The sequence below is a fragment of the Rhodococcus sp. 06-470-2 genome, from assembly GCF_002258235.1.
Taxonomy (GTDB): domain Bacteria; phylum Actinomycetota; class Actinomycetes; order Mycobacteriales; family Mycobacteriaceae; genus Rhodococcoides.
Map to the genome: position 1 here is coordinate 97982 of NZ_NOYB01000002.1, position 22439 is coordinate 120420.

A 22439-nucleotide genomic window follows, 5' to 3' on the forward strand; every position below is an offset into this window, starting at 1 on the left:
GACGTCGTCGAGCGACTCCATGAACCGGTATTCCGGTCAGGATTCATTGTATTGCTATCGGGCACTGCATCACACAGTGCGGGGGAAAGATTGTTTTGCGTACGCGAAACCACGTCGACGTCAGTCATGGTGCATCCCTTTTCAGTTGATGCGGTTGGTCAGACCGCACATCAGATGTTGGGGACACTACCTCGCGGGAGTGCATCGCGTCCAGACCGTCGGGTCGTTTTTCTTCGGTGATGAGAGTTCCTCGGTCGTACAGTCCGCCTGCCGCGACGCCGGTATAGCTATCTGCCTCGGCTCTTGTGCGGCATGCGACGAAGGCCGCGAGCGGGCAGGTCTCGCACGATTCGAGGAGATGCGCTGCAGCGACGGTTGCTTTCCGGCGCCGTTCGAGACGTGGGATCCGTGACTGCAGCAGCTCTGCGACCGCCGTTTCGCGGGCGGCCCAGTTGCTGTCTCGGACACACTGACCGAGCGGCATCGTGAACGATTCTCTGCTCGCGATCGCGCGTAGTTCTGCGCGGCGACCACTGGTGGCTTTCGTTCTCATCCCCGGTCTCCTCGGTGCAGTCGAGCCTGTCGGGCTGAGTAGGCCGAGCGGCCGGCGCTGATCGCGACGGCACCGAGGGCGACGACGACGGCGAGAGCGATGATCAGTCGTCGACCGTCGAGCCCGGCACCGTCCGATGCTGGGATCTGCACCATCGGGGATGCCTCGCTGGCGATCAGAATGGAGTGCTCGACCAGCCAGGCGATTGCCGTCGACCACCACAGGCCTGCGGATCCGAGAGCCATGGTGGCTGCGAGTGGGGCGATCCAGATCAGCGCCATCTGATCGTCGTCGGAGAGGGCTTTGCTGTTGTTGCCGTGTTGGGACATGTGGTTGTTCCTCTTCTGATCGTGTGTGTCGCAGAGTGATTCAGGTGGCGAGGGCAAGGGGGCGACGAACTTGAACAGTCGCGTCGAGAGGAATGTCGAGCACCCCCTCGTCGTCGCCGTCGCCACGCCAGGTCAGCCCGACCATGTCGTCACCCGACTCGTCTCCGTAGATGTCGGGTTCGTTGTCGACGACGACCCAGATCCCGGCGTCCTCGTCGAGGAGAACTAGGTCGCCGGCAACGAGGTCGACCGGAGCAGTGTCTTCGGATTCGCCGTAGCCCTCCCAGTCGTCGACGTCGGTACCGGCGTCGGGGACCACCTGCAGGTGCGGGCGGTCCTTGTGCATCGGAGAGCCCGGGACGCCGGACACGGCTTTTTCTTTCGGCGTCTGCGCGTCGGGCTTGGGCTGGCGAACGGTGGGGGTGTCGAGATTGAGCATTGCCATCGGCGACGATGCGCGACGAGCTGAATCACTGTCCGCGCGCGTCTTTCGCCTGGCGACGGGATCGAGATTGGGATGGTCCGACGCGCGCGCCCAGGGCGCGCCGGAGACGTGATGGAAACGGATCTCTTCGTCGCCGTCCACGGTGCCGCCGGGATCCGGGTCGAGGATCACCAACCGCTCGTGCCGCACTTCGAGAGGACGCAGGCGGTCCAGCACCGCTGCGTCGTCGGCCCCGGGCTCAGTCTTGCGGGGGTCGGGAGTGAAGTAGGTCTGAATTTCGACCGCTTGGTTGTGGTCGTTGACACTGGTCGCCCGCCCACGACATCCGCGCGGGATACCGACTCCAGTGGTTGCCGATTCCCACATCATCAACGCGCCCTGCGGACTCAGACGGCCCATCGATACGCGCTGGCGAAAGTTGTCTCGCATGTCGCCGCCGAAGTACTCGGCATCGGGTCGCTGCGTTCCCAGCACCATGTGGCACTTCGCTGTGCGGCCTTTTCGTCCGATCGACGCCACTTCCTGGAGGGTCTTCGGCTTGGTGGGATCACCCTTACCTTTGATGCTCGAGTACCAGTTGAGCAGGTTGCCTCGGAAGTCGGCGTACTCGTCGATGAACAGAACGACGGGCTCAAAGTCGGCCTCGGTAGCTTCTCCGTTGACGATCAGCGAGTACCGGGTTTCCATGAGATTCCAGAACCGATAGATGACCGCGACCTGGTGCTCCATGTGGCTGGCGACGATCTGTACATTCGGCCAGTCCTGGAAGCCCAAGAACTCGACCCCTTTTCCGTCGACGACCCATACCGGCCAACCGTGCGCGGTGAGCTGTGTCAGCAGGGTGTGTGCGGTGACGGTCTTTCCGGTTCCGGATGCACCGACGAGCATGAAGTGTGGGTCGATCGCCGGCCGCCACACCATGGGGTTGCCGTCCTCGTCCTCGCCGTACGAAATCGCGACCGAGTCGTAGTCGGAGTGCGCGAGGTCGCCGAGATCGGTCGTGGATTCCGCGTCGCCGAGGCCGGCCGGGTTGTAGAGCTTCTTCGGAAAGGTCGGGCGCACCTCGAAACGCACCCAGTCCGTTTCGAGGTTCCAGCGAGCACGCCACCGACCGGGCAGATTGACGCTCACTACTCGTTGTACTCGGGCCCGATAGCCCTCGGACTCGAGTCGATGTCCGACCTCATGGGTGGCTTCGACAGCTACAAGATCCCCGGTGCTCGGGTCCGTCTCGTGTCTGGTGATCTTTCCGGTCGGCCCTAGCAGCGCGAGAATCGTGCGCGTGGCTTTGACGAGTTCGGGCGAGACATGCGTCTCGGAGACGGACCGTGTGTCCGGGACGAGAACGAGACGGCGTTTGCGTGTGTTGTGCTTCTGGATCCGGTACCGGCCCCAGCTCTGCTGGGAGAGCAATTCGACGACGCGGGGCTCCCACTGTTCGTCGAGAAGGAGCGCGGCCGACTGGTAGCGGACGGTGATTCTGCCCGGACGGCCGGGCCACTGGCCGCTCCACCGAGTCGCCGTCAGGACATCACGGGTCGGCGGTGACGCGGTCAGCCGGCAGAGCTGCTCGATCGCACGATCGGTCTCTTCGGCTCGGATCGTGGCGCGATAGCCGTTGTAGCTGACGGCCGCGCCCGCGCCGACGCCGAGTGCTGCTCCACCCCATGCGATCGCTGTGTCGAGGTTCAGGATCGGGCCCAGTGCTGCCGACACGACTCCACCGGCAACGTAGAGCACACAGTTGCGGATCCACGGATTGTTCTGGGGGTCGAGCGAGGGTGCATCACGTAGCGACCGGTATCCGTCGAGGGGTGCCTGAGTCGGGTTGGGTAGCGCGCACATCATGCATCCCGGGTGATCGTGATCAGGATCCCGTCACCGGAAGTTGGGCGCATCGTTGCGGTCAAGGCCACGCTGCGTCGGCCGACTTCGTTGTTGAGATGGGTCGGGTTGTAGTCGAGGGTGAAACGGCACGCGGCGTGAGGCTGGCAGTGCGCAGCGCGGAGAGCCGCATCGACAAGTCTGATCAATCGTTCGTCTTCGGTGTCGACGAGCAGGTTGCTCGAATTCCACTCGACGACGAGCGACCAGACCTCGTCGGTGGTTGCGAGGGTCACGATCCGGTTGGTGGGATCGTCGAGCCTGAGGGTCTCGATCCGAGCGAAGTTCGGCAGCGCTCCTCGATCGATGACAGGACTCAGGGGGCCGGCCGTAGATCGACTGCTCCTCGAACGTGCCCTCGCTACGTGTAGTCGTGTCGGTGCGCTCATGGGGACTCCCTGTCTCGTCGTGCCTTCTCGAGAACAGGTAGATCCAGGTGCGTCGACTTCTGTGACAGCCGCGGTGAATCTTTTTCCGACAACCTTTCATCTCGCGCTGCAGCGCATGCGTTCATGGCCCCATCAGTGGCGCACCGATCGGTCACCAGTGCTCTATCGGTGAGGGTGCGATTGGGGACGGGCAAGTCGCGTTCCGTGTTGCGACTGACCGTCGCGGGAACAGCTATGTGCGCTCGACACCCCTTGACATGGGGGGTACGCTGCAAACGGCGATGCGAAGCGAGTAAGGCTTGCAGCGACCTTCCCACATCCGGGGCATATAACCACCAATTCGCGGCAGCATCGGCGCCTCATCAACTGCTCATCGGATGCGGTTCGATTCCTCTCTTACGCACCCTCGGGCAACGTCCATCCGCCAACCCCAGCGTCGGCGTGACTGCCACGAGATTCGGTATACGCAAGCCACCCCGACCGGCCTGGGGTGGGGCTCCTCCTCGCGGATCCGCGAGCTAAGGGCCGACGGAAGCCGGTTGTCACGTAGCGCGACAGGGCTATGAACGGCGGCACCGATCACGGGAAATAGTGCGTTCCATGTTGCCTGTACAGGGCGATCGGTTCAGTGGCCGGCGACCCTCTCCGGGTCATGTGCGGCGAGGGTCAGAAATCGAGAGTGTCCACACTCCACCCGGCTGCGGTCGGCACTGCCGATACCCACACGGTCGTGGTGGAGTCGACGGGGACCGTGGCATCCGAGGTGACGGCCGATTGCGTTATCTCCGCGACTCGATAGATGCGCTCGGCGGTATCTGCCGGGCATCCGGAGCAGCCGATCGAGACGGTTGCGGTGATTTCGGCGTCTTCTTTCTTCCACTGTTCCCACTGGGCACCGGGGCCTCGCTCGGTCGTTGCAGGGGTGGAGAGTTTTGCAGCGAGGTTGTCGGTGAACCATCGGCGGGCGCGTAGAAACGCGTCGGTCGAGCTCGTGTCGGTGCTGGGGTACCAGGTGAAGGCGGTCGTCAGTGCTTGACGGATTGCGGTCTCCGCGTCTGTGGCGGCGCTGCTGATCGGAGCGGGTACAGCGGTTGTCTCGGTTGGCTGTGTGTTGATTTCGGGTAGCGACGGCGCGGTTGGCGCGCTCGTTGTCTCCGGTGCCGATTCCGGCTCATCGGTGGCGGGTGAGCTGCAGGACCAGGCGATGGTCACCACGGCTACAACGACGAGGAGGACGGCTATAAGACGTCGGCCGGCAAGGGACATCAGATCCTCCGGGCTTTCATTCCAGCCATGAGTGGAGCTTGTTTGACGACGTCTCCGGTGGTGGGGGCGTGGATCATCTGACCGCCGCCGATGTAGATACCGACGTGCCCAGGGCCGTTCGCCTCGAATGATCCGAAGACGAGATCACCGGGCATCGCTTGATCGATCGGGATCTCCGAACCCACTCCCCATTGGGCCTCGGATGTGCGGGGCAGGGTGATGTGCTTGCCCGCGAAGTAGGCGAAACTGGTCAGTCCTGAGCAGTCGAATCCTCCTCGGGAGGGGCCGTTGATATCTCCGCCGCCCCAGACGTAGGGGGTTCCGAGGTACTGGCGTGCAGCCTCGACGACATTGTCTCCGTCAGCTCCGGTCGGCACGAACCGGCCTGTGGAACCTTCGGATGTGTACTGCGCTTGGCCGGCCAGAATCTTCGCCACATAGGGCTGTGTTTGTGTGGTGTAGTCACCGCCGGATGGCATTCCACCGGCTGCGAGCACCGCGGCGGGGCCCGCGTTGTAGGCGGCAATCGTCAGTGCAGTTGGGTCGCCCTTCACTTTTCTCGCGGCGATGGCTGCGGTGATATCTCCGTTGATGGCGCACATGAAGTGGGCTTGTGAGATCACTGCATCTCCGATGGAGTTCGGGTCGGCTCGCCCGTCTCCGTCGTAATCCTTGCCCCACGTTGCCCAGGTTCCCGGCATGAATTGTGCGGGCCCCAACGCTCCGGTGCTCGATACCGGAGCGGACGGGCCGTAGCGGAAACCGTTCTCGGCGGAGAGTTGGGATGCGATCAGGGGAGCACCCACGCCTGGGCACACGGCTCCTGCTTTGCGGATCCACGGCTCGAACTCCGGCGGCACGGATCCGGTTCGGAGATCTCCGCCGGCCGTGCCGAAGCCACAATCGACAGCGGTACCGGCGCCGGTCGGTGAATCAGCGCCGGACGATTGGGGGCTTCCCGCCTGACCGAGTTTGCTCATCGGGTCGATAGCGGTTCCGCCCTGTAAACGGCCGCCTTCCCAGTACTCGAAGTGCAGATGTGGTCCGGTGGAGCCGCCGGCGTTGCCGATGTCGGCGATGTGGTCGCCGACCTTGACCTGTTGTCCCTCCTTGACGAGGACGCCGTTGGGATACATGTGCCCGTACACGGTGGAGACCGGTTTTCCGTCGACGATCGAGTCGAGGACGATCCACATTCCGAAGCCTTGAGCGGGTCCGGCTTTGACCACAGTGCCGTCGAGGGCTGCGTAGATCGGGGTGCCGATCGGGCCCGCGAAGTCGACGCCTTGGTGCATCGTGCCCCACCGCTGCCCGAAGGGGGACGTCATCGTGGTCGTGCCATCGCGGGTCGGCTTGCCGATGGGACCGGACGGGGTCAACGGCGATGCATCATCACCACCGGTACCGGACGAGACCGTGGGGGCACAACCGCTGGAACCTGACGATGTGACGAGTACGACGACCATCAATGGAATGACGACGAGTACACCGAGAGCGGCGATACCGACCGCCAGGGCGAGTTTCCACCATCGACGTGGCGCTTTCGAGTTCGGCGACACCGCTGTCTCAGGCGGGGCCACCAAGGTCATCGCCGTGCGCCTGACGCAGCTCGATGGAGGATTTCCGTCGGATTCGTGGTGGCACCTGGTTGGACGGTCGGTCGGGCACGACGCGGAGCACTCGACGGCCGCGTGGACCGGTCGGGAAGCAGAAGCGGCGAGCCCTCATCGGTGGAGTACTCACGGAATCGTCCGCCTCCAGGGCCGGTCACCGTGGCGCGGCTGGCCCGAACTTCTCGGTTTCCTGGAGTCGACAGTGCGGGAGCGGTGGCCACCGGCCGCTTGATACCGGGTGCGTTCGTTGTCTTGTCGCCGTGAGAGCGGACCGCCGATCGGTCTCCGACGGGGCTGGAGACCGGAGTGTGGGAGTGACCGGAGCCGACGACCGACTGCGTCGGGGGAAGGTCGATGTTGATCGGTTTGCGAAGGCTGGGGTGGGTTTCGGAAGCATTGGTGGTGTCGGTGGCCGCCTGGGTAGCTTTGGCGTCGCTCCGTCGACCGACGACCTTCTTGACGCCCGCGGTTGCAATCTTCCCGGCCGAGTAGACCACGGCAGCAGTTCCAAGTGTGGCTGCGCTGCTGGCGGCTGCCGTCCCGTCGACGAGAGCTTTACTCGCCTTGGCGGTTCGGGCCGTTGCATGGCTGGCTGTCTTGGCCAGTCCCTTTCCACCTTGATAGGCCTGGCGGGCCACTTGTCCGGCGTAGGCAGCTTGGGCGAGGGGGCTGGTCGGTGTCTTGGTCGATATCGCGGTGGGCGCGGCTCCTGGTCTGCTTCCGAGCTTGCGTGCGAGGGCGTCGGAAGCTTTGCGTAGTCCTTTCACTGCGCGGCGGTAGAGAATGATGCCCGCGATCAGAACGATGTCGGTCAGGATGAATTTCATCATCAGCGGAGAGTCGCCGTCTCCTCTGAACAACTGTCCGATCACGATCATGTATCCGACGAGGAACACCACCGCGAAGATAACGATGACCATCGACATCAGCACCGCGGCGAGGGTTTTCCACAATGCTCCGCGGCCGGATCCGGGCAGAATTCCAACGACGGTCACCACAATTCCCTTGACGGCCGATGCGAGGGCGGTGAGTACCGCGAGGATGAGGGTGAACGCCAGAATTGTGGCGAATCCGAGCAGGATGACACCGGCCAGTAGCATCGCGACCCCGGACCCGACCTGTCCCGGTCCGGGGTGATCGGCGAAGTCCTTCATCTGTTTTGCGCCTTCGCCGCCGCAGCCTTTGATGTTGTCTTTGAGGGTGTCTCGTGTGTTGCCGTCTGCTTTTTCGTGGCCGGCGTCCCAGGCTTGAGTGCAACGTTCTCCGTCGGGCGAGCCGTCGATGACTCGGCCGAAGTTCAGCAGTTGGGTGGGTTGCCTGATGAACGTGTCGGCCATCTGTTCCGAGATCTGGTCGATGAGTTCGTCGGAACTCGACGTCGTGTCTCCCTTGTTGGCCAGGCCTGCCGCAAGCTGCACGCCGGCGTCGCGCGCCTGCATGATCAGGCCGTCTTGTCCTGCGACCCGTTCGACTGGATTGGACAGGATCCCCACTGCCGCAGCGGCGATCGCTGCTGCCATCAGGAGTTCGTACACTCCCGTCGTCCACCGTCCGCGAATGACCCACCACGCTCCGATGCCTGCAGCAGCGGTGAGAAGAAGGCCCGTGAGCTGGAACTGATCGGTGACCGTTTGCATGGCATCGCCGATCGAACGGAACGGCGCAGTCAACAATTCGAGCCACTCGAACCGCAAGGCGTAGGTGACGAACCAAATCGCGAAGCCGGTCACCCCGCGGTACACCTCGTACTCGAGCATGATGAAGGTGGAGAACACGGTGTACATCGGGTGCCCGACCGAGCCTTCGTCGATGGACATGAAGTAGTCCCAGACCAGAATTCCGTGAGAGTCACGGACTTCCATCCAGCTGAATGTGCTGTTGGTGGGCAGGGTTTCACCCGGGTCGGCATGAGCCGGTGACGCCAGGGCGATCGCCAGCAGACCGATCATGTGCCAGACAGCGACACCTGTGACGATCGCGCGGCGGATTCGAGATGCCACTACCCACTTGAAGACAGGGCCGAGGAAGCGAGCGAGAACACTGCACCACGACCGCGGGATCCACGACCACAGCACGAGCTCGAGAACCATCTTGACGCCGCCGCCAATCGAACCTGGCCGGCGCACAACTCGTTTCGACATCACCATGTCGCCAACTCCGCAGCGCGCTCGGTAGTCGATTCTTTCGGAGTCGTACTCGCCGCTTGGTATCTCGCTTCCGATGCCGGAAGTAAGACCTTGATGCGGCCGACGTTGCCGGCGGGATCGCGCATGTAGCCCTCTCCGCGGCGATGCGGTGCGACGTATCCGTCTTTGCCTTCGACGGGCGATGTGTTCTCCATCAGCTCTTTGAGCAGTCCGAGATCGTCTTCCCCGACGCCGAGCCACTTCAACGATTTTTGCGCTAGTCGTCGATCCGTCTGCCGGAACACGAGCCGGGTGGGGATGAGCCCTCGCAGCGTCTCGGAGCCGAAGTCTGCTTCGGGGTCGTGCGATCCGAGCATCACCGCGGCGTCGTGTTTGCGGCCGTCTCGAATGAAGTCGATGATGATCTCGACACCTTCGCTCGAGCGCGTCAGGTGATGGCATTCGTCGAGCAGGAAGACCGCGAGGGTGTTGGGGTCCGCGAAGCAAATGCCGCGGGCGATCTGCGCGATGAGGGTGTACATCATTCGCCCTACCCGCTTCTGGAGCGACATCTGCTTGAACAGATGCTCGTTCTCCACTTCTCGCTCCGAGGGCAATTCCAGTGTGTGAGTGCGGAAGACGATGGCTCCTGCGCGTGGATTGAACGGCTCTAGGTCCGGCCGAAACAGCGCTGCTGCATAGGATTTGGTCGCGTAGACCTTCAACTTTCCGGCAAGCTCGGCAGCTCCGTCGAGGGTGCAGTCCTTCTCGAGGTGCGAAACCAGGCCTGGGGTAGTGAAATTGCCGAAGCGAGCGCGGTATTCCGGCTCGAGCACTTGAGACAGCAGTACCCCCAAACGGTCGTCGGGCTGAAGTTGCAACAGCGGCAACAGAATAGACACCGCAACTTCCCCTCCTCGTGCGGGCGAGAACAGCCGAAGAGGGTCCATCGTGACGTCCGGTGCTGCGGTATCGACGACCACCGCGTCGGTGATCGCTTCGGCCCACAGTGCGTATTCGCCCAGAGGGGTCCGGTCGACCACGATGACTTGGCCGCCGCGGTCGACGACCTGGTTACCGGTTGTTTTCAAGTAGCCGGACTTGCCTGATCCCAAGTTGCCACACACTCCCACCGAACCCGAAACGTCACGTGACGCTTTCTTGGCGATGTCGTGGTGCACGACGCCAGTGCGGGCCGAGGAAATGTTGAGTGCGATCAGCGGGCCGTCTCCGTCGCCGAGATCGTTGCGGGTGACCGGTACGTACGCGGCGAAATGTTCGGATGTGGTGATCTGCGCGAACTCGTTGCAGATCGCCGGCGTCGGCACGCCGGGTGTCATTGCCCAGAACAGCTCCTCCTGGAATCCGATCGGTGACTGCAACCTGTAGGTCGAACCCTCGAACTCCTTCGCCAGCTCGCGCTGATATGCGATGGCCGTCTCTTCGTCCGCGGCGGCGACACAGAAGACGGTGGTGGATTGCACTTCCATCTCCATTGCGTCCGCCTCCAGAAGCGCGTTGTATTCCGCGAGGGCGACGGCAGCGTCGTCGAGGACGCTGCCGGTGCTCAATTCGTCTTCTCGCTGGGTGTATTGATCGTTCATCTGCACCAAGGCGCGGCGGTTCTTCTTCAGAACCTCCGATGCAGCGGAGTTCTTGAACCGAATTGCCCAGTCGACATCGACGCCGCCCAGGTTGTCCGCGAGGGTCAGGTACTCCGAGCCTGGAAACAGCGTGCCGCCCGAAGGAGTGGCGGCGAGCACCAGGAAGCACTGATAGCTGGCCGGCGGTGGCGTTACCTCCCACGGCTGGTCGACTTTGAGCACACGCGACAAGGTCGGCGCCTTGGCCCGCCAGCCCGATTCGGGGCGATCGCTTTGAGCCCCTTCGTCGAGCCGCGCGGCAGTGAAGGATCCTCGAGCAGTGCCTGCCGGATGATCTAGAGCGGTGGGCATGTCGGTATCGAGGCCGAGGCCGCGCTGCAGAGCATGTTGGTGCAGCCACACCATCTGGGAGGGGGTTGCGGGGGTCGCATCGTAGAAGGCAGGGATGGCCGCGGCGATCTGCGCGGCCTGAGCTGCGCGGCGTTCTCTCTCCTCGACGGGAATCGACGAGGGCGGCATCCCCAGCAGATCGGCCACCGAGGACCATGCGGCGGACGTTGCGGCCTTGACGGTGTCACCGAAGCCGTGGTTGGCCAGGGGGATGGACAGCCAGTAGATTCGCTGGCCGGGTCGGATCTCCTCCAGGCGGTCGATCGTGGCGTCGCATTCGTCTGCCCACGCGGGATGGAGATCGAGATCGACACCCCGTTCCATGCGCTCGACGATGGTCATTGGGTCCAGACTGACCGCGACACTGAGCAGGAGAGATTCGCCAGGAAGAGCGCGCAGCAACATCTTGTGCATCGCCCGCGCGGTCTGTCGGTCTTCGATCGGCCGGTACCCGTACGGGATTCCGGTCAGGACGTAGTCCGCCCAGACGACTCCGGAGCGGGTCCAGCGCAAGTTCGAGGTGACGAGCCGGTTCGGTTGTTGCATTACGCCTTCTCTCGGGTCGGGGTGGGGGCCGCTGCAGCCATGGCAAGCAGCTGCTGAACGCTGCTCGCCGGTGCCAGGTTGGCGACGCCGAACGCTTCGGCCAGGGCTGGACTCTGCGAGCGCTGGCGTTCGCCGTCCGATCGCGGCCGGGCTGGCGCTGGTGCGATCTTTCGCTCCGGCCGCGGTTGGGTCAGAGGTCTGAATGCTGGTGCGGCCGGCGCTGCGTTGTCGTCGAGCTCCACCGGTGCCGCGGCGTTCTCTACTCGATCGCTGGATGCTCTGATGACTGCTGGTTCACTGATAGCAGCGTCGTGGCTTGGCGGGGTGTCGAGGATGATCACCGACCCCAGTACCGCGTGAGGGCGTTTGATCCGGATCGGCTCGCCATTGATCCTCGACGGTGACATCGCCCCGGTAGCCGCGCGCCCGACACCCCGGACTACTGAGATCGGATTCCGTGCTCCCTGCGGCAGCCTCCCCAACGCCCACAGGGTGCCGCCGGTGACACCGAGGAAGATGACACCGTTGGTGATGACACTGCCCTGCGCCCACAGCGACTGGGTCAGCCACAGCAGTCCGCCTGCAATACCCGCGCCGACGAACTGGGTCAGGGTGTAGGGGCCACCGGGGATCTTTCGGCCGTCTGGCGCTTTGCCGATCAGCTGCGGAAAATTGCGCGCTTTGGTGAACATCTTGACCACGCTCCGCGAGGAGGCCTGCTGTTCGGTCATGGTCGGTCACACTCCTGCGGGGGTCGTTGAATCGAGGTGTTCGTGAGTTGGCCGAGCAGTGTCAGATGAACGCCGCGATCGGATCGGGCACCACGACGACCTCGCTGCTTTGTGGCGAGGCGGAGCCGGGAAGCTCGTCGCCGACACTGTCTTTGACGGCGGTGATGTTCCACATCACCCAGATCAGTGCCCCGCCGACCACGATCGCCACCAGTGTTTTGGCAATGGCGAAGTGACTTTTGAAAGCAATCGCGGCGATGAACCCGGCGACGCCGACGCCCACGAGAGTGCGGATGAGGCCCTGCACCTCCGCACCTTTGTTGTTGGCCCATTCGATGATTCCTTCGGCGACGACGGTCGACGACGGATCGGCCAGGATCGAGGTAATGGTCATTGTTCGTACCTTTCGGATAGGGGGAGCAGAGCGTCAGTTCGGTTGAACGGGCGCTGCGGGAACGGAGGAGGTAGTGCTGGCACCAGTCGAGGTCGGCACCGCAATGGTTGGGGTTGCTGCGCTGAGTCCGGTCGAGTTCGCGAGCAACGGCATCGGGTCGAGCGCGGATACTTCCCACCGGCCACCCCGGGCGATCGCTGTCAGCGGGTATTGCACGGTCGAGGTCTGCGCTCGGTCCGTGGCTGTGACGGTCGCGGTGGCGAGCACCCGTACCGTCGCACCATCTGCCGGGGATCCGGACGCACCCGCCGAGAAGTCGGTGTCCGAGACGAGGTCGTTGATCTGGACACTGGTGTACGGCGCGGGGGTGACGGCACGGATCGGTGTGCCGGGTGAGGTGTAGCGAGAAATTTCTCCGGCACCGGCAACCATTGCCGAGAGGAACTGGCTGATCGACTGGGTGAGCGAGTGATCGAGGCCGACTCGGAATCGGTAGCCGAGTGTGAGGTCACCGCCGGTTGCCGGGGCCGCCACAGCAGCAGGGACTGCTGCAGCCCGCGCGTCGTCTCCCACGAACACGACAGGGACCGAGAAGTATCGACGTTCCGGCTTCGTCGCCGGGTCTGCCCCGATCGGAACCACCGAGACCGACACAACGATCGCGTAGTTCTGGCCGGCCGCCTGTAGCGGTCCTCCTTGCGATGTCGATCCTGTGGGACCCTGATTTCGCGCCGGCGGGTCGATTGCTTTCACGCTCGCGATTCGAGGTTCGGACGCGGTATAGCTCGCCTGAGCCGGAAGCGACATGCCGTCGGTGCGGACGAAGCGCGCGAGGGCTTTCTCGTCTCCTCGCTTGGATTGCAACCACGTCAACACGAAGTCCTGCGCGAGGTCGGTCGCTGCTGCTTCGCGGGCTGTGTCGATGACCGTCTGAGGGTTTGCCTTGCTCTGGATCGGCGTCGTGGACCCGACGCCGGCCAAGACGAGAACCAGTGCCACCACTCCGGAGCCGATCGCCGCGAACAGACCCCACTTCATCGCCTTGGTCGCGACCGCTTGCTTGCCGGCCCACTGATGAAGCTCGGTGGCCGGCGCAGCTTCTGTCGGCTTGTTCGAGCCCTTCTTACGGAGATGGATCTTCATGAGATCTCCTCGTGCCGAGACGGCTCGACCGTGGCGGGTACGAAGCCCTCGTCGACCAATCGCAGAGCGCCTCGACCCCGGGTCGCCATCATCCGTTCGAGCGCTGCCCGCGCCTGCTCGGCCGGCTCACCGAGCACGACCTCGCGGACGCGGCTGGCGATCTCTGCGCTGAGCGGATTGTCGCCGAGTTGCGCCGCGAGGCCGCGGATCTCTTCGGACACCGAGTGCACGCGAGCGGTGTCCGAGAGCAATGCGGCCGACGGATCGTGGTCGTCCATCCGGGGTCCTCCTGTCGGTAGCCCGCCGTGTACGGGCTTCTGAGAACAGGTAGATCCCTTCGCGGGCGGGTCTGTGACAGAGGCGACCGGAAATTTCTCGAACTTTTTTTCACCGCCCCGCTGCGATTCGTCGGGCTGTTATCACCGTCGCCGTGTAACCGCAGGTCACAGCGGTCTATGTCGAACGCGGGGCGCTGCCGTTTTCTGGTTCCGCCGGACCCGGCGGGTATAACAGCTCCGCCTTTTCGAGTAAGAATCCGCAGCTCAGCGGATATAAGGCGCTGTTTGTGTCAGAGGCGATCGAACTTCAGTTGCCTCTATCAGGAGCGCCCCAGTGACCTCGCCGCAGCCTTCCTCGCATTCCTCCACCCCACTCGGATACAGCACATCGCTGTTTACGACGATCAACGCCGAGTGGACCAATCTCTGTGTCGACGCTCTCGCAGGCCGCGAAGTCCGCACGTGGGCCGATCGACACCCCGCATGGTCGTCCGCTCGCTCCGTGGCCGACATCGCTGAGCTTGCCGCTCAGGACAGTGACGCCACCCTGTCCCTTCTGCTCACCGAGCACAGTGCAGGCAGCGCCCTCGCCGGCACAGTTTTGGTCCGGTTGATGCTCCCCAAGCTGGTCCGAATCCATCGCTACGCGCGGCTGGACGGAACCGATCACAGCCGCGAAGAACGTGCCTCGCGTACCATCGCCGCGTTCTACGAGGTGATCGCTTCGCACCGTCCCGGCGGCACTGGGATTGCCGGGGCACTCTCGCTTCGGACGCTGGGTCTGATCACCAAGACCTGCGAATCTGCGGTGGAAACGCCGGCCGAACCCGACCAGCTCCACCGGGTTGCCGACGGATCCGATGACCGCACGACCAGCAATCCGGGGGAGGTATCGGCACGGGAATTGCATTCGGTTCTTGCATGGGCAGTGCAGTCCAAGACCATCACTGCCGACGAGCACTCACTTCTGATCCGTGCATATCTCGTCACCGAAGGTGCCGATCTCGCATCGCTCGCCGTCGAGGAGAACTGCTCACCGGCAGCCCTTCGACAGCGCTTGAGCCGCGCTGTCGCGCGAGTCCGCGACGGAGTAGCAGCACGCACCGGCAACACTCCCTCGCCGGGAAAGCGGACGTTCTTCTACACCCGATCACACCATGAGTCCGCCTTGGCGAGCTGAAGTCCACCTGCACCAACCCCGCTCTCACCTACAAAGGACGCACATCATGACCGCATCTCGTACACGCAAGAGGATCGTTGTCAGCGCAGTCGGGCTCGCCGTCGCTGCCAGCATCGTCGTCATTCCCTCCGCCATTGCCGATCCGCAAGCCGGTGCTCCGGCATGCCCGGACAACATCTTGGTGGCCATACCCGGCACCACGGAAACCAACGAGCAGGCCGATCCGAATGTGCCGGTCGGAATGCTCCGCAACGTCGTGGACCCACTCGACTCCGAGTTCTCATCCCAGGAACTGCAGACATACACAGTTCCCTACGTCGCGACGATCGTGAACGACAAGGCCCAGACCTACGGAACCAGTAAGAAGGAAGCGATCGATCGCGCATCGCAACACATCTCCGAGAAGGCAGCCGAATGCCCGAGCACCAAGTTCGGGCTGACCGGCTTCTCCCAAGGGGCCGACGCCGCGGGAGATCTAGCCAGCAAGATCGGAAACGGCGAGGGCCCGGTGAGCGCCGATCGCATCTTTGCCGTGGGCCTGATGGCCGACCCCGGCCAGAGCCCGACCGCCGGCGTTCAACTCGGAACCAAGACCACCGGCAACGGCTTCGTCGGTGCGCGACCCAAGGGATTCGGAGCTCTCAACAACGTCACCGCCAGCGTGTGCGATCCCGACGACACGTACTGCAACACCCCCGACGACGCCATCGCCACACAGTTCATCGGGCAACTCGGATCGAAGATCGACGCCACCGATCCCGCGTCTTCGGTCGCCGGAGTCGTCACCACGCTTCTCGGTCTCGACGGCCAACCCCTGACCGACACGCTCGGCAAACTGAACACCGCAGTGACCACAGGCAACATGCTCACCGTGCCGCAGCTCGCACTCGACCTCGCCGGCAACGTCTCAACACTGAGCGCAAAGGTCGCAGAAATGACCATCCCCGGGGCAGACATCGCCCCGATGGCCACCACCGTCTCGCAGCTCACCGATGCAATCCACCGCGGTGACATGTTCGCCGTTCCGGCACTGCTGGCGACCCTCACACCCCAAGTCATCAGCTTCGCGAGCCAATTCAGTTCGATGATCGGGACCGTGGTGTCCAAGCTGCCTATCAACGAGTACATCGCGATCGGCACCACCGCAGCGCGGATCTCCACCAACGCCGCGGCCCAGAACTATGTGGCTCTACCGGCCGATCTCGGCAAACTCGTGGGCCAGGTCAACAACGCGGTCCGCAAGACCCTCCGCGCACTCCCCCTCGACGAGTTCCCCCTTTTGAACCGGCTGGCCGATAATCTCACCCCAGGCCGCGTGCTCGACGAGGTGCTCAACTACGCCACCTCGCTCGCCACCGATTCGCACAACTCCTACGCGAACGAACCGATGGCCGACAACGGTCGAACCGGAGCGGACGAGCTCACCAACCTCTTCCGCACCCGCATCACCAACCCCACGGCACAGATTGCTTCGTAGCCGACCCACCTCCCTACTCGAACACAAGGAACCGTCACGATGCTGACAGAGCTGGACGACCCCGACACCGACATCGCTGTCCGCATCGACGTGCACGACGCTGGGGGTACCAAAACGTGGCACCCCCAGCGCGACGGTCATCTCCTCCTGAACGCCGATCCCGCGGCGTCGACGCACCTCGCACACACCCTCGCCGACACCCTCAGCGGCCACTCTCCGCACGTATGGATGATCACTGGCCCGTCCAGAACCCCCACGTTCTCGACCACCGCGGACACCGACCCGGACCCTGTCGACATCATGGATTCCGTTTGGCGATTCACAACCCAACGCAAAACTCTGATCGACAACGGTCAAGCCACAACCCACGACTTCACCCCCGCATACCTCGTCATCGACTCCCTCGAAGGCGTCGTAGACACCCTCCGCCTCACCTGCAACCGCAGTCTCCAACTCCTGTCCGTCCTCGCTCACCGCGGACACCGCGCCAACGTCTACCTCGCCACGATCACCGATCTCAACGCCCCACGCATCTCCGAAGCGTTGCGGAATTTCGCTGAGCCTCGTCTGCGAGACCGGGACTGTCTGAATAACGGTTGATCCGCTGACCTTGCGTGGCGCGGCCTCACGGAACCGGTGCCTGGTCAATCACGCCACGGAACGAAGGTGGGATTCGAGCGTTCTGATCCGTTCCCGGCCTCGGCCGATGTCGTAGCGGGAAGCTCCGTGCGGCAAAGCAAACTCGATGTTCAGTCGACCGCCATACCCATGGACGATGTAAACAGGAAAGGAAAACCCAGCTGGCGCGGGCCGGCAGTCCTCGAGTTTGAGTCCTGCGGGCGATCGCAATGGTGGAACCGTGCCTCCATTGGTGCAACGAACCTCGTTGGGTTCAGGCAACAGCACTGCCATCTTCGCGGCTGTCAGGGCTTCACTTTGGAGGTGGCCGGCGGCGAGATCGATGTGCAATTCCTCATTTAAACTGCGAGCCAGATCCACGATTTCTACGGACTCGGCCGTAGCCCGATAGACGGGGAAGCCGACAATATTTGTTCCCGCGGTGGAATCCACTGCAGGTGTGACGTGAGGCCTGAGGTCCACAATAAAATGGTAGGCGATGTCGGCGAGCCGAACACTTCTCAGATCTGACTCGGTCCGCATGATAGCGGCAGATACTAGGCCGTTTACCGTAACTCCATGGTGACGTCCGAAGTCGATGAGCCCGGTCGTGACTCGCCTGCTCAAACGACAACGCAGTTGGGTCATCGCACGATGTGGCTCGGTATAGCCAGCCGTCGGCGGCCTGTTTAATGCCGACTCTAATGGTTCGTCATTGCCGACATCGGGTGTGTCGATTCCTCTCTCGGAGAACAGCTTTTCCAGCGACTCGGGATAGCCATGAACAACCGCGTCAGGGGTCTTTCCTTCCACAATGTCGGTGTAGAAAGACCACAGATCGCTGAGCAAATCTACAGAATGGCGACCGTCGGCTATGCAGTGGTGGGTTAGTAAAGTCACACTCGCGCAGGCGGAATCGCCGACGACGTGTAGCCCGGAAAGGGCGCGGCCCGCACTGAGGTTCACCCCGCTCAGCGGCTGACCGGGATCCCCTGTGTGCACGCTGAGGCCGGGCAGCGGACCGGATGGTTTGACGATCATATGGTCTCCATCGATCGTCTCCACGTGCGCAGCCAACACAGGATACGAGCGTCGCAATGTCGCAAATGCCGCCGAGAGCCCCGATATGTTCAAATCGCCGCGAGCCCGCACCGAATACCCGATGAAAACTCCCAAGTCGACGTAGAGCGCCTCACTGGGAGCGAGCCCCCGAATAGAGTAATCCACAGTCACCACAAATTCCTGTCACTTAAATTGCTGTTCGATAGGGGACGTGCAGCTCGATGATCACGAGCCCGGCACCACCAGGAGCGTTTCTGATCATGGGATGGCCTCGGGAGATGGCGCGAACGAGCACCAAAACTAGAACTCACGAAGGTTGTCACGTAGATACACCGACGAATATCCCACCCGCGTTCGCCCAATTCGTTGTAAAGCTGGCACGAGGCCGTCGGTAATCTCAGCGATGAATCGGCGGGTGAGCGAGTTCGACCCGGTATAAATCAAGAATCCGTCACCGCCTACCTCGTCGACGATCTCCCCCATGCGCTCCGCTACGTGATCAGGCGTCCCCACCAGTTCGATAGACGGAGCGAGGTAATCAATGGTCAGCTCGCGCAGAGTTTTACCGCTACCGTGCTGCAGGAAGCTCTCCAGTGATGACTGCTCGCCATTGGTTGTCAAGTCTTGCGGAGGTACTTCGTCGAGCGGAAACTGAGAGAAGTCGATGTCGGTGACGAAAGACAGTTGCAAAAGAATGTTTTCGATGGCCCGGTCGCTGGTCATTCTCCGTTTATTCGCGGCCTGAGCCTCATCCATAGTGGCACCGAGTACTGGCATCGCGATGAAGAGAACCTTGATGTCGTCAGGGTCTCGACCGTGTGCCTGCGCCCGGTTACGGACATCGTCACGAAACTCCCGCATCGTCTCCACGGTGTTGACGTTGGCAACAATCGAGTCGGCGTACTTCGCGGCGAAGTCGCGGCCCTTGGGGGATCCGCCAGCTTGGACGAAAACTGGTTGCCCATTGGGTGGGTGCACCGTGTTGAGCGGACCCGCCGAACGGAAATGCTCCCCAGTGTGGTTCACTGCCCGAACAGTGCCGGGCGCAACATAAGTCCCTGACTCGCGGTCACGGACGATGTTGTCTCGATCCCAGGAATTCCATAGATCTCGGACAAGGTCGACGTACTCATGTGCTACCTCGTAGCGCTTGTCGTGCGGCAGCAGACGATCCATGCCGAAGTTGCGCGCGGCCTGATCTTGACCGGTGGTGACGATGTTCCATCCAAAGCGCCCACCAGCGATGTGGTCGACCGTAGAGACAGTGCGTGCCAGCATGTATGGGGGATAGAAGGCCGTCGACATCGTAGCGATTACGCCTATGCGGTCGGTCGCGGCCGCGATCACCGACGCCAACGGCACTGGGTCGTGTTTCGGCACCCACAGGGCGTGTTTCAGGTACGCATCGAAGGATCGCCCGTATGCATCGGGTACCGACACCGTGTCCTCGAACATCATGTAGTCGAATCCTGCGCGCTCTAGCGACTTCGCCATCTCGACATAGAATCGGCCATCCCATGGCTCTTCAGGCGGCGAGAAGTCGCCGGTGAAATCGTTAGCAAAGAAACCGACAAACCAGCCTAGGTGAAATTTTCGTACAGACATCGACGTGCCTCCAAATTTCGTATACGGACGAACTGGGTGGAACGTGAGCGATATAGAATGCACCGAGGACGGAGCAGATCTACCGGCCAGGCAGAAGTCCCACTAATTAGGGTGAGCGAATGGCCGCGATAGCCCCCTCGATGTCTTTGCAGACGATTACGCGAGACCGGGTTGCGGGGGTGATAAATCCTTCGACGGCAGCGTGCTCGATGTAGGAGAGCAAGGGGCGGTAATACTCGTTGTCGTTCAGCAGTACACAGGGTTTATTGTGAAGCCCCAGGTGTGACCACGTAAGGACCTCGAAGAACTCTTCTGCGGTTCCGACACCGCCGGGGAGGGCAATGAATGCGTCACCGAGTTCGGCCATGAGAGCTTTGCGTTGGTGCATGTCATGGACGACGTGTAGTTCTGTCAGTCCATGATGCGCAGCCTCGGGTATCGCAGTGAAGCTCTCAGGGATCACGCCAACGACGGTTCCGCCGGAGTCCAAGGCCGCGTTCGCGAGGGTGCCCATGAGGCCGACTCGGGCGCCACCATAAACGAGGCGCAGCTTCGATCTAGCAATCGCACGCCCCATCCCCTCTGCGAGCTGTCCATATTTGGTCCCGCGCCCTGGCATAGCTCCGCAGAAGACCGTGACGCTCTTGGGGGTCGGGCGGGCCTGTGCCGAGACCGTAGTCGCGGGCATTGGTCGAAGGTTCATCAGTCGAATGACATTCTGTATCCAGGGGCGAGGATCCTGTATGGGTCGAAGCGACGCTTAGCCCGTGCGATGGCCTGCCATCGCGAACCGAAGTGCGTACACCAATCTCCCGGTGACATGGGGACAGCATTGACTGCGTAGGCCACCCCGCCTACATCCCGAGCCTGTTCATAGAGCAGGCGGTTGCTGGCAATCATTCGGGCTTCGGCCCCTGGGGATGCTGTTCGAAGTACGGCCAACATGAAGAATGTGTCGCAGTGAGGAATCGGAATGAACGGTGCGGTGATCGGTGTTGTTGGAATCGGGTAAACCATGATCAGCCCGGAGTTTCCTAGGTCATCCGTCAATGAGGAGCTGGTAGTTTCGATGAACTGCTCGATCTTGTCTGCCGGGATCAGCAGGCTGGCCCATGGATGTGGATAGAACCACTCACCTGTGTGCCGAAGATCAAGCTCCTGATCCGCCATACGGTTGATAAAGTCACCATAATCTACGTCCGAGTTGTATTCGGCGCACGAATCGTATTGGAGCGATGACAACAGCGCATCGTCGTCTGGCCTTCGTGGTGGGGTGAAGTACTTGGCTAGGTCCAGTCGATAACGTAAGTGGCCGTCGGCATCGACACGAATTCGTCCTTGTACATGGTCGAATAGTCTGTTGGACATGGCGCGGAGTTGGTCGCCAAGGAATACGCCGAGGTTGGAATACTGCAATTTGTACTGTCGAACCGACTCGTGAGCAGCGGTCAGACGGATTGTCGCGTTGACGATTACGCCGAATTGACCGAGGCCGCCGCGCACGGCGTCGAAAAGTTCACTGTTCGATACGGCGGAGCATTCCCGAAAATCTCCCGATCCGGTAACTACAGCAAGAGAGTCCACGTTGTCGGTTTGCAAGCCAAAGCCGTGACTCGATCCCCCGAAGCCGCCGACCGAAAGCGTTCCGCCGACGGTGGTCCCGAGATAGTCGGTGAGTACCGGAGGGGTTTGCTGGCGGCTGAGCGTGGCAGCGACCACGTCGCTCCATCGCACACCCGCATCGATCGTGGCCTGCCCCGATCGAACGTCGTGGACGGTGTTGAACCTTTTCATGTCCAGCACGACTCCGCCATCTGCCTGGCATTGCCCGTAAGTCGAGTGTCCGGATCCGCGCACCGCGAGCGATAGGTTCCGCGCCGCGGTGTAGCGCAGGGCTTCCTGCACGTCGGCCACGGTCCGTGGCACGACAACGACGGACGGTTTCGCATGGATGCAGTTTCCGAAATCAGCCCCGGCGGATGTCAGGTGCACGTCGTCGGTGTGCCAGATCCCGCTCATCTGGCGGTCACACCTGGGGCACCGAAGGTTCTTAAAAATATTTCCTGCTGAAGGACGCCGTGCTCGACATACCGGCCACCCATTGATGCCGCCAGTTCGTCGAGCACCTCCGTGGTGAGGTCTCGGTTGGCCAACTCCTCTGGTGTTACGGAATGCGTGGCGCACCAGTCGAGTACACAGTCCAGACCCGCAACCGAGGCTATGAAGTTGTGCTGATCGCCTAGAACCCACGCTTCCGCCAGTTCGGTGAGTAAATTCCTGCCCGTTGAATCTCCCCGTAACATTTGTCGTGCCCTTGCGCACTGCTGGGCAAAGTAGTGTTGCCTATCAGGAATAGGCATAACATTCACGACAGCTGGGAACGGTAGGTTGGATATCGTTTGCGCGAATCGAAGAATGAGCGATATCGAACCGCCCTCCATTACCACCGCTTCGCCGCGATCAACGTACGAGGTCAGTACTTTTATCAGCCGGTCAAAGGCCTCGTCCGGATCGAAGTTGCCCTGATGTATGGTCCGGTTGTCGAGCCAAACGCGGTTGAGCCCTTCCACTTTCGCGTCGAACGCTCGACCACTGGTGACCAGGAGATCGGAGTAACACTGGATACGGTCGGCAACAACAATCGGAGCCGAGTGACTCAATGCCAACTTGCTCGCTTCGGCGCTCTTTCCAATTCCGGTGGCACCGACGATTGCGTATACGCCGGGTTCCCATCGCACCCGATCAAACCTTGCTTGCGTCTGTGCCATGGTTGATTCCTTCATCCCGATTCCTTTCTCTCGCGGGT

Annotated in this window: 19 protein-coding genes; 3 read left to right on the plus strand and 16 right to left on the minus strand. The window is 62.3% G+C overall.

Features of this window, described 5'->3' with window-relative positions; all coding sequences use genetic code 11:
- Positions 1-549 precede the first annotated feature (549 nt).
- The 11 genes from CH276_RS00580 to CH276_RS00630 all read right to left on the minus strand — a co-directional run bounded on the left by CH276_RS00580 (position 550) and on the right by CH276_RS00630 (position 13691).
- Positions 550-882: a hypothetical protein gene (locus CH276_RS00580; RefSeq protein ID WP_015586153.1), complete on the minus strand. Its 333-nt coding sequence runs from the start codon at positions 880-882 to the stop codon at positions 550-552.
- Between the two features lie 40 nt (positions 883-922).
- Positions 923-3172: an FtsK/SpoIIIE domain-containing protein gene (locus CH276_RS00585; RefSeq protein WP_052049378.1), complete on the minus strand. Its 2250-nt coding sequence runs from the start codon at positions 3170-3172 to the stop codon at positions 923-925.
- Positions 3172-3447: a hypothetical protein gene (locus CH276_RS28095; RefSeq protein WP_141214633.1), complete on the minus strand. Its 276-nt coding sequence runs from the start codon at positions 3445-3447 to the stop codon at positions 3172-3174. Before CH276_RS28095 ends, CH276_RS00585 begins: the two co-directional genes overlap by 1 nt.
- A gap of 819 nt (positions 3448-4266) precedes the next feature.
- Positions 4267-4866 (minus strand): hypothetical protein, encoded by a 600-nt coding sequence (locus CH276_RS28790; RefSeq protein WP_015586149.1) that lies wholly within the window; start codon positions 4864-4866, stop codon positions 4267-4269.
- A complete protein-coding gene (locus CH276_RS00600) occupies positions 4866-6332 on the minus strand; it encodes a peptidoglycan DD-metalloendopeptidase family protein (RefSeq protein WP_072692242.1) in 1467 nt (488 codons plus the stop codon). Before CH276_RS00600 ends, CH276_RS28790 begins: the two co-directional genes overlap by 1 nt.
- A 119-nt stretch (positions 6333-6451) precedes the next feature.
- Positions 6452-8569 carry a hypothetical protein gene (locus tag CH276_RS00605; protein WP_141214634.1) on the minus strand — a complete coding sequence of 706 codons (2118 nt, stop codon included), beginning with the start codon at positions 8567-8569 and terminating at the stop codon, positions 6452-6454.
- Positions 8570-8619: 50 nt separating this feature from the next.
- Positions 8620-11145 carry an ATP-binding protein gene (locus CH276_RS00610; RefSeq protein ID WP_015586146.1) on the minus strand — a complete coding sequence of 842 codons (2526 nt, stop codon included), beginning with the start codon at positions 11143-11145 and terminating at the stop codon, positions 8620-8622.
- The gene (locus CH276_RS00615; RefSeq protein ID WP_015586145.1) at positions 11145-11876 is read right to left on the minus strand and encodes a hypothetical protein; all 732 of its coding nucleotides are present in this window, start codon (positions 11874-11876) and stop codon (positions 11145-11147) included. The genes CH276_RS00610 and CH276_RS00615 overlap by 1 nt, the downstream gene beginning before the upstream one ends.
- Positions 11877-11937: 61 nt before the next feature.
- The gene (locus CH276_RS00620) at positions 11938-12270 is read right to left on the minus strand and encodes a hypothetical protein (protein ID WP_015586144.1); all 333 of its coding nucleotides are present in this window, start codon (positions 12268-12270) and stop codon (positions 11938-11940) included.
- Positions 12271-12303: 33 nt separating this feature from the next.
- The gene (locus CH276_RS00625) at positions 12304-13413 is read right to left on the minus strand and encodes a conjugal transfer protein (protein WP_094631017.1); all 1110 of its coding nucleotides are present in this window, start codon (positions 13411-13413) and stop codon (positions 12304-12306) included.
- Positions 13410-13691, minus strand: a complete 282-nt coding sequence (locus CH276_RS00630) for a hypothetical protein (protein ID WP_015586142.1) — start codon at positions 13689-13691, stop codon at positions 13410-13412. The genes CH276_RS00625 and CH276_RS00630 overlap by 4 nt, the downstream gene beginning before the upstream one ends.
- A gap of 334 nt (positions 13692-14025) precedes the next feature.
- Between CH276_RS00630 and CH276_RS00635 the strand changes: the two genes are divergently transcribed.
- Genes CH276_RS00635 through CH276_RS00645 form a run of 3 tightly spaced genes read left to right on the plus strand, consistent with a single transcriptional unit; the run spans position 14026 to position 16948 of the window.
- A complete protein-coding gene (locus CH276_RS00635) occupies positions 14026-14871 on the plus strand; it encodes a hypothetical protein (protein ID WP_015586141.1) in 846 nt (281 codons plus the stop codon).
- Between the two features lie 46 nt (positions 14872-14917).
- On the plus strand, positions 14918-16348 hold the full coding sequence (locus CH276_RS00640) for a cutinase family protein (protein WP_015586140.1): 1431 nt from the start codon (positions 14918-14920) through the stop codon (positions 16346-16348).
- Positions 16349-16387: 39 nt separating this feature from the next.
- A complete protein-coding gene (locus CH276_RS00645; RefSeq protein WP_015586139.1) occupies positions 16388-16948 on the plus strand; it encodes a hypothetical protein in 561 nt (186 codons plus the stop codon).
- A 48-nt stretch (positions 16949-16996) separates the two neighbouring features.
- Here the strand turns inward: CH276_RS00645 and CH276_RS00650 are convergent, their stop codons facing one another.
- The 5 genes from CH276_RS00650 to fas4 form a co-directional block, all read right to left on the minus strand.
- Entirely contained in the window at positions 16997-18199 is a 1203-nt protein-coding gene (locus CH276_RS00650) for a phthiocerol/phthiodiolone dimycocerosyl transferase family protein (protein WP_032365006.1), read from the minus strand.
- Positions 18200-18328: 129 nt separating this feature from the next.
- Complete coding sequence (locus tag CH276_RS00655) at positions 18329-19633, minus strand: NtaA/DmoA family FMN-dependent monooxygenase (RefSeq protein ID WP_015586137.1); 1305 nt, start codon at positions 19631-19633, stop codon at positions 18329-18331.
- A gap of 106 nt (positions 19634-19739) precedes the next feature.
- Positions 19740-20336: a TIGR00730 family Rossman fold protein gene (locus tag CH276_RS00660; RefSeq protein ID WP_015586136.1), complete on the minus strand. Its 597-nt coding sequence runs from the start codon at positions 20334-20336 to the stop codon at positions 19740-19742.
- Positions 20336-21652, minus strand: a complete 1317-nt coding sequence (locus CH276_RS00665; protein WP_032365005.1) for an FAD-binding protein — start codon at positions 21650-21652, stop codon at positions 20336-20338. Before CH276_RS00665 ends, CH276_RS00660 begins: the two co-directional genes overlap by 1 nt.
- The gene (gene fas4, locus CH276_RS00670) at positions 21649-22416 is read right to left on the minus strand and encodes an adenylate dimethylallyltransferase Fas4 (RefSeq protein WP_015586134.1); all 768 of its coding nucleotides are present in this window, start codon (positions 22414-22416) and stop codon (positions 21649-21651) included. The genes CH276_RS00665 and fas4 overlap by 4 nt, the downstream gene beginning before the upstream one ends.
- Between the last annotated feature and the right edge of the window lie 23 nt (positions 22417-22439).